Origin of the sequence: Lentzea miocenica (assembly GCF_033949945.1) — a bacterium.
Lineage (GTDB): Bacteria > Actinomycetota > Actinomycetes > Mycobacteriales > Pseudonocardiaceae > Lentzea > Lentzea miocenica.
In genome coordinates this window covers 72,859-80,072 of record NZ_JAXAVW010000046.1, presented here as the reverse complement: position 1 = coordinate 80,072, position 7,214 = coordinate 72,859, and the positions used below count along the sequence as shown (strand labels likewise).

At 69.2% G+C, this 7,214-nt stretch carries 7 protein-coding genes; 1 reads left to right on the top strand and 6 read right to left on the bottom strand.

What is annotated here, in order from left to right; translation table 11 throughout:
* Positions 1–22: 22 nt before the first annotated feature.
* The 5 genes from SK803_RS41070 to SK803_RS41050 all read right to left on the bottom strand — a co-directional run bounded on the left by SK803_RS41070 (position 23) and on the right by SK803_RS41050 (position 5,587).
* Positions 23–793 carry an ABC transporter permease gene (locus SK803_RS41070; protein WP_319971619.1) on the bottom strand — a complete coding sequence of 257 codons (771 nt, stop codon included), beginning with the start codon at positions 791–793 and terminating at the stop codon, positions 23–25.
* The gene (locus SK803_RS41065) at positions 790–1,743 is read right to left on the bottom strand and encodes an ABC transporter ATP-binding protein (protein ID WP_319971618.1); all 954 of its coding nucleotides are present in this window, start codon (positions 1,741–1,743) and stop codon (positions 790–792) included. The genes SK803_RS41070 and SK803_RS41065 overlap by 4 nt, the downstream gene beginning before the upstream one ends.
* A 3-nt stretch (positions 1,744–1,746) precedes the next feature.
* A complete protein-coding gene (locus SK803_RS41060) occupies positions 1,747–3,186 on the bottom strand; it encodes a GuaB1 family IMP dehydrogenase-related protein (protein WP_319971617.1) in 1,440 nt (479 codons plus the stop codon).
* A 28-nt stretch (positions 3,187–3,214) separates the two neighbouring features.
* Positions 3,215–3,994: a GNAT family N-acetyltransferase gene (locus SK803_RS41055; protein WP_319971616.1), complete on the bottom strand. Its 780-nt coding sequence runs from the start codon at positions 3,992–3,994 to the stop codon at positions 3,215–3,217.
* A gap of 63 nt (positions 3,995–4,057) precedes the next feature.
* A complete protein-coding gene (locus SK803_RS41050) occupies positions 4,058–5,587 on the bottom strand; it encodes an ATP-dependent DNA ligase (RefSeq protein ID WP_319971615.1) in 1,530 nt (509 codons plus the stop codon).
* A 91-nt stretch (positions 5,588–5,678) separates the two neighbouring features.
* Here SK803_RS41050 and SK803_RS41045 point away from each other — a divergent pair, with 91 nt between their 5' ends.
* Positions 5,679–5,846: a hypothetical protein gene (locus SK803_RS41045; RefSeq protein ID WP_319971614.1), complete on the top strand. Its 168-nt coding sequence runs from the start codon at positions 5,679–5,681 to the stop codon at positions 5,844–5,846.
* Here the strand turns inward: SK803_RS41045 and pdxR are convergent.
* Positions 5,843–7,195 carry a MocR-like pyridoxine biosynthesis transcription factor PdxR gene (pdxR, locus tag SK803_RS41040; RefSeq protein WP_319971613.1) on the bottom strand — a complete coding sequence of 451 codons (1,353 nt, stop codon included), beginning with the start codon at positions 7,193–7,195 and terminating at the stop codon, positions 5,843–5,845. The two genes, SK803_RS41045 and pdxR, sit on opposite strands and share 4 nt — an antisense overlap.
* Positions 7,196–7,214: the final 19 nt, after the last annotated feature.

The window sequence follows — 7,214 nt, the reverse complement described above, 5'->3', positions numbered from 1 at the left end:
CGTTGCGCGGGGCCGTTCCGCTTTAGTCGAGCGCGCGTTTCATGAAGCCGCGCAGGCCGAGTCCACCGAAGCCCGCGATCGCGACCACGAGCACCACCAGCACGATCGGCAACGGGATGTGCGGCACGTCCGGCACCAGAGCCGCGCGCATGCCCTCGCTCACGTACGTCAGCGGGTTGAGCGCGCAGACCACCTTGAACCACAGCAGATCGTCGCTGAGCGAACGCCACGGGAACTGCGCGGAACCCGTGAACAGCAACGGGGTCAGGATCACCGCGAACATCACGTTGACCCGGCGCGCGGGCACCGACGTGCCGATGACCATGCCGACCGCGCCGCCGGCGAGGCAGCCCAGGACGATCACCAGCAAAGCGGCGGGAATCCCCGACCACTGCCACGACACGTCGAGCATCACGAACCCGACCGGCACCATCAGCACCGCCGCGAAGAACCCGCGGACCGCACCGAACACGATCTTCTCCACCGCCACGAGCGGGATGGAGATCGGTGCCAGCAACCGGTCCTCGATCTCCCGCGTCCACGAGAAGTCCAGCACCAGCGGCAGTGTCGTGTTCTGCAACGCGCCCAGGAAACCGTTCATCGCGATGATGCCGGGCAGCAGCACCTGCGCGAAGTCGTTCTGGACGTACCCGATGTCCCCCAGCACCTTCGCGAAGATGAAGAGGATGAAGAACGGCTGGATGATCACCTGCGCGAGGAAGCTCGGCAGCTCGCGGCCCGTGACGAAGACGTCGCGCCACAGGATCGCCTGGAACGTCCTGAGTTGGCTCACCGAAGCTCCCTGCCGGTCAGGTGGATGAAGACGTCTTCCAGGCTGGGCTTGCCGATCGCGACGTCGCTGACGACGACGTCGAGGTCCCGCAACACGTTCAGCACGGCGGGCAGCGTGACCGAGGTGTCGCTGTCGGTGTAGACGCGGAACATGCCACCGACCTCCTCCACCCGCCGCACGCCGTCCACTTCGGACAGACCAGCGTTGATCCTGGTGGGTTCGTGGCCGTTCAGGCCGACCGTGACGCTGACCGTGTTGCTGCCGGGCAGGCTCTTCGTCAGCTCGGACGGCGTGTCCAGCGTGAGCAGCTTGCCGTGGTCGACGATGCCGACGCGGTCGCACAGCTTGGCGGCCTCGTCCATGTCGTGCGTGGTGAGCACGACCGTGACGCCGTCCGCGTGCAGTGCGGCGACGCGTTCGTGGACGAAGAGCCGGGCCTGCGGGTCGAGCCCGGTGCTCGGCTCGTCCAGGAACAGCACCTTCGGCCGGTGCATCAGCGCGCGGGCGATCATCAGCCGTTGCGCCTGACCGCCGGACAACGTGTCGACGAGCGCCTTCTCGTGGTCCTTCAACCCCATCCGCTCGAGGATGTCGTCGGCGAGCTTCTTGCGTTCGGTCGGCCCGATGCCGTGATAGGCCGCGTGGAACAGCAGGTTCTGCTTCGCGTTGAGCGAGCGGTCGAGGTTGTTGCGCTGCGGCACGACGGCGAGCAACTGCCGTGCGCGCTTGGAGTCGGCGACCACGTCGACGCCCTCCACGAACGCCTGCCCCGAGGTGGGGCGGACGCGCGTGGTCAGGACGCCGACGGTGGTCGTCTTGCCCGCGCCGTTGGGCCCGAGCAGCCCGAAGACCTCACCGCGGCGGACGGTGAAGCTCAATCCGTCCACCGCCGGTTTTTGTCCAGTTTTATAGACTTTGCGGAGATCTCTTACTTCTACCGCTTCGTCCATTCCTCACCATCCCCCTGGCAACGGCCTGCCTTCCGCGAATCCAGCCGCCGACTGGATGCCGAGAACAGCCCTGTCGTGGAATTCCTCGAGTGAGTTCGCGCCGGCATACGTGCAGGCCGAGCGGACGCCGGAGGTTATCGCATCCAGCAGGTCCTCCACGCTCGGGCGTACCGGGTCCAAGCGCATTTTCGACGTGGAGATGCCTTCTTCGAACAGCCCCTTCTTGGCCCGGTCGAACGCGTTGTCGCTGCGCGTCCTCGCCGTCACCGCGCGCTTCGAGGCCATTCCGAAAGATTCTTTGTAGAGGTTTCCCCGCTCGTCGCGCTGCAGGTCACCGGGCGACTCGTAGGTTCCGGCGAACCAGCTGCCGACCATGACGCTGCTGGCTCCCGCGGCCAGCGCCAGCGCCACGTCGCGCGGATGCCGCACGCCACCGTCGGCCCACACGTGCTTGCCGAGCCTGCGCGCCTCCACTGAACACTCCGCCACGGCGGAGAACTGCGGCCTGCCCACGCCCGTCATCATCCGCGTGGTGCACATCGCGCCGGGTCCGACACCGACCTTGATGATGTCCGCGCCGGCCTCGACCAGATCCCGCACGCCCTCCGCGGTGACGACGTTGCCCGCCGCGATCGGCACGCTCGGATCCGCCTCCCGGACCGCCCTGATCGCAGTGATCATCTTTTCCTGGTGCCCGTGCGCGGTGTCCACCACCAGCACGTCGACCCCGGCCTTGATCAACGCTTCGGCCTTGGCCCGCACGTCGCCGTTGACCCCGACGGCAGCCGCGATCCGCAGCCGCCCGTCGTCATCGGTGGCCGGCCGGTACACCTCGGCCCGCAACGCCGTCAGTTCGGTCAGCACCCCGCTGAGCCGCTGCTCGTCGTCGATGCCGAGCGCGATCTTGTGCGCGCTGTGGTGCAGCTGGTCGAACACCTCCTGAGGCTCAGTGTCGAGCGGCAGCTTCAGCACGTCGGTGTTCATCACGTCGCCAAGGCGCGTGAACCGGTCAACGCCCGTGAGCGCCGCCTCGTCGACAACACCAAGGGGCCGCCCACCGTCGTCAACGACGACAACGGCGCCGTGAGCCCGCTTGTGCAGCAGATTCCACGCGTCCGCCACCGCGTCGCCCATGGTGAGCGTCAACGGCGTGTCCCACACGGGATGCCGCTCCTTGACCCAGGCGATGATCTCCGCGACCGCCTCGGTGGGCACGTCCTGCGGGATGACGACGAGCCCGCCACGCCGCGCGATGGTCTCCGCCATCCGCCGCCCGGCCACGGCCGTCATGTTGGCGACGACGATCGGGATGGTGGCCCCGGTGCCGTCCGAGGTGGACAGGTCGACGCCGAACCTGGACTCCACGGCACTGCGGCCGGGAACGAGGAACACGTCGTCGTAGGTCAGGTCGTATGAGGGTCGATGCCCTTCGATGAACCGCACGTGCTTCCACGATACCCGCAGCGTCTCGTCACGGCTTCCAAACGTAACCCGTGGTCGTGGTGACCTTCACGAACCCGAGCCGCTCCAGGATCGGCCTGCTGTCCTCGGACGCGTCGACCTGCAGGTACTTCACGCCCCGCTCGAGGGCGATGCGCGCCCGGTGCGCCACCAGCGCCCGGTAGATGCCCTTCCCGCGCCACTCAGCGAGGGTGCCGCCGCCCCAGAGGCCGCCGAACTCCGTGCCCGGCACGATCTCGAGCCGTGAGGACGACACGACCTTCCCGTCGGCCTCCGCGATCACGGCGACCATGTTCGGGTCGTCCTTCTTCTCGATCAGGCGGTCGACCAGCCAGTCGTGCTTCCTGCCGAACACCTCGGTGGCGGTGGCGGCGAGCCGGTGCACGTCCGCCTCGTCCTCGACCTCCCGCACGACGACGCCGTCGACGTGCACCGGTGCCGTCATCTCCTCGGCGAGACCGACGAGCACGGTCTCCTGGCCGTCCGACTCGAATCCGGCCGCGAGAAGCCGTTCGGGCAGGTCAGCAGGGGTGTCGTGGCCCCACGTCTTCCACTCGACGGCCTGGCCGCGCTCGGCGAAGAAGTCGCGTTGCCGGGCGATCAGCTCGTCGAGTTCGGTGCCGGAGACGCCCAGGTCGGGTGGTCCACCCACGAAGCCCGACCGTTTCGGCCAGAAAACCCGGAAGATCGGGCCGTCGCGGTGGACGGTGGAGCCGGGATCCAGCACGGTCCACTCGGCGGTGCGGGCCTGGTCGTCGAACGCGCGCAGCAGCGCGGCAGCATCGGTCACTGGCCCGACGCTATTGCCGGACGCCGGGAGGCCGCACGCGATTTACGGCGCCGAGCACGCGCGTCAGGCCTCGGGATTCGGTTGTGCGGTGGGCAGAAGCGCCCTCACCTCCTCGATCGTCGTCGCCTCCGACGGGTCCTTGTCCGGGCGGTAGCGCACGACGCGGGCGAACCGCAGCGCGACGCCACCGGGATAGCGCGGCGAGACCTGCACGCCGTCCAGTTCGATCTCGATCACCAGCTCCGGGCGGACCATGACGACCCAGTCGCTCTGCTCGGTGGCGATCTCCTGCAAAGCCTTGGTCTGCCACTTGAGCAGGTCGTCGGTGAGGCCCTTGAAGGTCTTGCCGACCATCACCGGCGGGCCGCCGTCCGGGTCGCGGGCGCCGAGATGCAGGTTCGACAGCCAGCCCCGGCGGCGGCCGCTGCCCCACTCGACGCCGAGCACGACCAGGTCGAGCGTGTGCACCGGCTTCACCTTCTGCCAGGCGCGGCCGCGGCGGCCGGCGGCGTAGGGCGAGGCCAGCGACTTCACCATCACGCCCTCGTGGCCACCGGACAGGGCCGCCGTGACGACCGACTCGGCCTCCTCCGGCGACGGGTCCAGCACGCCGGGGATCACGTGCTCGCCCGCGACCTGGCGGAGTGCGGCCAGGCGGTCGCGCAGAGGTTCGTCGAGCAGGTCCTTGCCGTCGAGGTGCAGGCAGTCGAAGAAGTACGGGTGCAGCAGCAGCTCGCGCTCGTCCTGCGCGCCGAACCGGCTCATCGTCTCCTGGAACGGGCGGGGTCTGCCCTCGTCGGTCAGCGCGAGGGTCTCGCCGTCGAGCACCACCGACGTGCACGGCAGGCCGCGGACGAGTTCGACCAGCTCAGGCACCGTCTTGGTGATCTCGCGCAACGTGCGGGTGTAGATGTGGACGTCGTCGCCCGAGCGGTGCACCTGGATGCGCGCGCCGTCGAGTTTGTGCTCCACCACGCAGCTGCCGAGTTCGGACAGCGCCTCGCCCAGCGACTCCGCAGGCGACGCCAGCATGGGCCGCAGCGGTCGCCCGACCTCCAGCCGGAACGCCTCCAGCGCCGCAGCACCACCGTCCAGCGCGGCCACGGCGGTCTCAGGCAGGCGGCCGGACAGCATGAACGCGCGCCGCACCGTCTCCCCCGGCACGTCAGCCGCGGAGGCGATCGCGTCCAGCATCACGCCTTCCAGCGCGCCCTGGCGCAGCTCGCCGGTGAGCAACCGGCGTAAGAAATCCTGTTCCGCCGCGGTTGCACGCCCGAACAGCGCCGTCAGCAGGTCGACCCGGCGTTGCGCCGAGCCCTTGCCGGACGTCGTGGCCACCTCGGCGAGCGCGGCGTCGACCTCGGCGATCGTGAGCCCGGCCTGAGCGGCCGGCGGTACCGACAGGTCGACGACCGTGCGCCAACCAGCACCGATGCGACCCTGCCGCGGCGTACCTATGAGGAACGACACCACCGCCACCACGACGTCGGCGCTCGCCCCGCGCAGCAACGCGGACAACGCCTTGACCTTGGCCAGGCGCGACCGGGTCGCCGCCACGGCGGCCGAGGTGTCGACTACTTCGGAAAGGAGCACGTGTCTCATGGTGCACCCGAGCACTGACAATTTCTGGAGGCTCGGGCTAGGCTGCCCCGGACATTCGTCCGACCTGGGGGTTTACCGCACCATGCGTACATTCAAGATCGTTGCCGCCGCCATGCTGTTCGCCGCCGTCGCGGCGGTCGCCAGCCCCGCCGTCGGCCAGGCCCGTGAGCACATCCTCGGCGCCGACGGCGTGGACCGCGAGCACATCCTGAGCGGCGACGCGGGCACGCTGCGCGAGCACATCCTCTAAGCCACGGCGGCGTTCGCGATCTCCCTGACCGCCTCCCGCAGACGGTCAGGGGTGAGCGACGCGTACCCCAGCACCAATCCGGGCCACATCGGCGTGCGCGTGTACTGCGCCAACGCCCAGACGTGCACACCACGGTCCGCGAGCCTGCTCTTCAGTGCGAGGTCATCCGTTCCGTCCGGCATGCGCAGCACGACGTGCAGCCCAGCCGCGACGCCGATGGACTGCCACGCCGGCAGATGCTCCGCAACGGCCTCCAACAACGCGTCACGCCTCTTCCGATAGAGCGCGCGCGTACGTCGTAGATGACGGTCATAGCCACCCGTCCGCAACATGTGCGCGAACGCGGCCTGAGGGATCGTCGCGGTGCCCATGTCGTTGTACTGCTTGCGTTGCACGATGCCCTCACGCAACCGCTCCGGCACCACGAGCCACCCAAGACGCAACGCGGGCGCCAGCACCTTGCTCGTCGTCCCCTGGTACACCACGTGTTCGGGCGCGAGTGCCTGCAACGCCCCCAGCGCAGGCCGGTCGTACCGGTGCTCCGCGTCGTAGTCGTCCTCGATGATCAACGCGTCCCGCTCGCGCGCCCAGTCCACGAGCGCCCGCCGCCGTTCCGGATGCAGCACCACGCCCAGCGGAAACTGGTGCGCGGCCGTGACCAGCACCGCCTTGCAGTCCGTTTTGGACAGAAGATCGACCCGGATCCCCTTGTCGTCCACCGGAACCGGCACGGTGTGGAGGCCGTGCGACCGCAACATGTTCTCGCCGCCGAAGTGACTCGGCTCCTCGATCGCGATGCTGCCGTTCAAGATCCGGGCCGTGAGCTGCAACCCGTCCGCCGCACCGTTGGTGATCACCGCGTCCTTCGCGACCACCGCCCGCACCCGAGCCAGGTAGTCGACGATCTCCTTGCGCAGCCCCACGAACCCGGCCGGATCCGGGTACGCCAGGTCGTCGTCGGGCAGATCGGCGAGCGCCGCCCGATGCGCCGCAACCCATTCAGCCCGCGGAAACGCGCCCAACGCCGGCAATCCGGGCCGCAGGTTGTACCGCCACCGCCGAGGCGGCTCCGGCACACCGCACGCACCGGCCGGCCCGAGACTCGCGACCGTGGTCCCCGACCCTCTGCGACTGGTGAGGTACCCCTCCGCCACGAGCTGCGTGTACGCCGACGTCACCGTCCCGCGCGCTACCCCGAGTTGCGCCGCGAGATCCCGGCTGGACGGCAACCGCGTCCCCGGCACCAGCCGCCCGTCCCTGATCGCCCCGCGCAGCTCGACCTCCACACCACGCCGCCGCTGATGCCCCGGCAACAGCAGCTCGCGAAAAGTGGTCCAGTTCGTAGCCATCGAAGTGGAGCTTAAACCT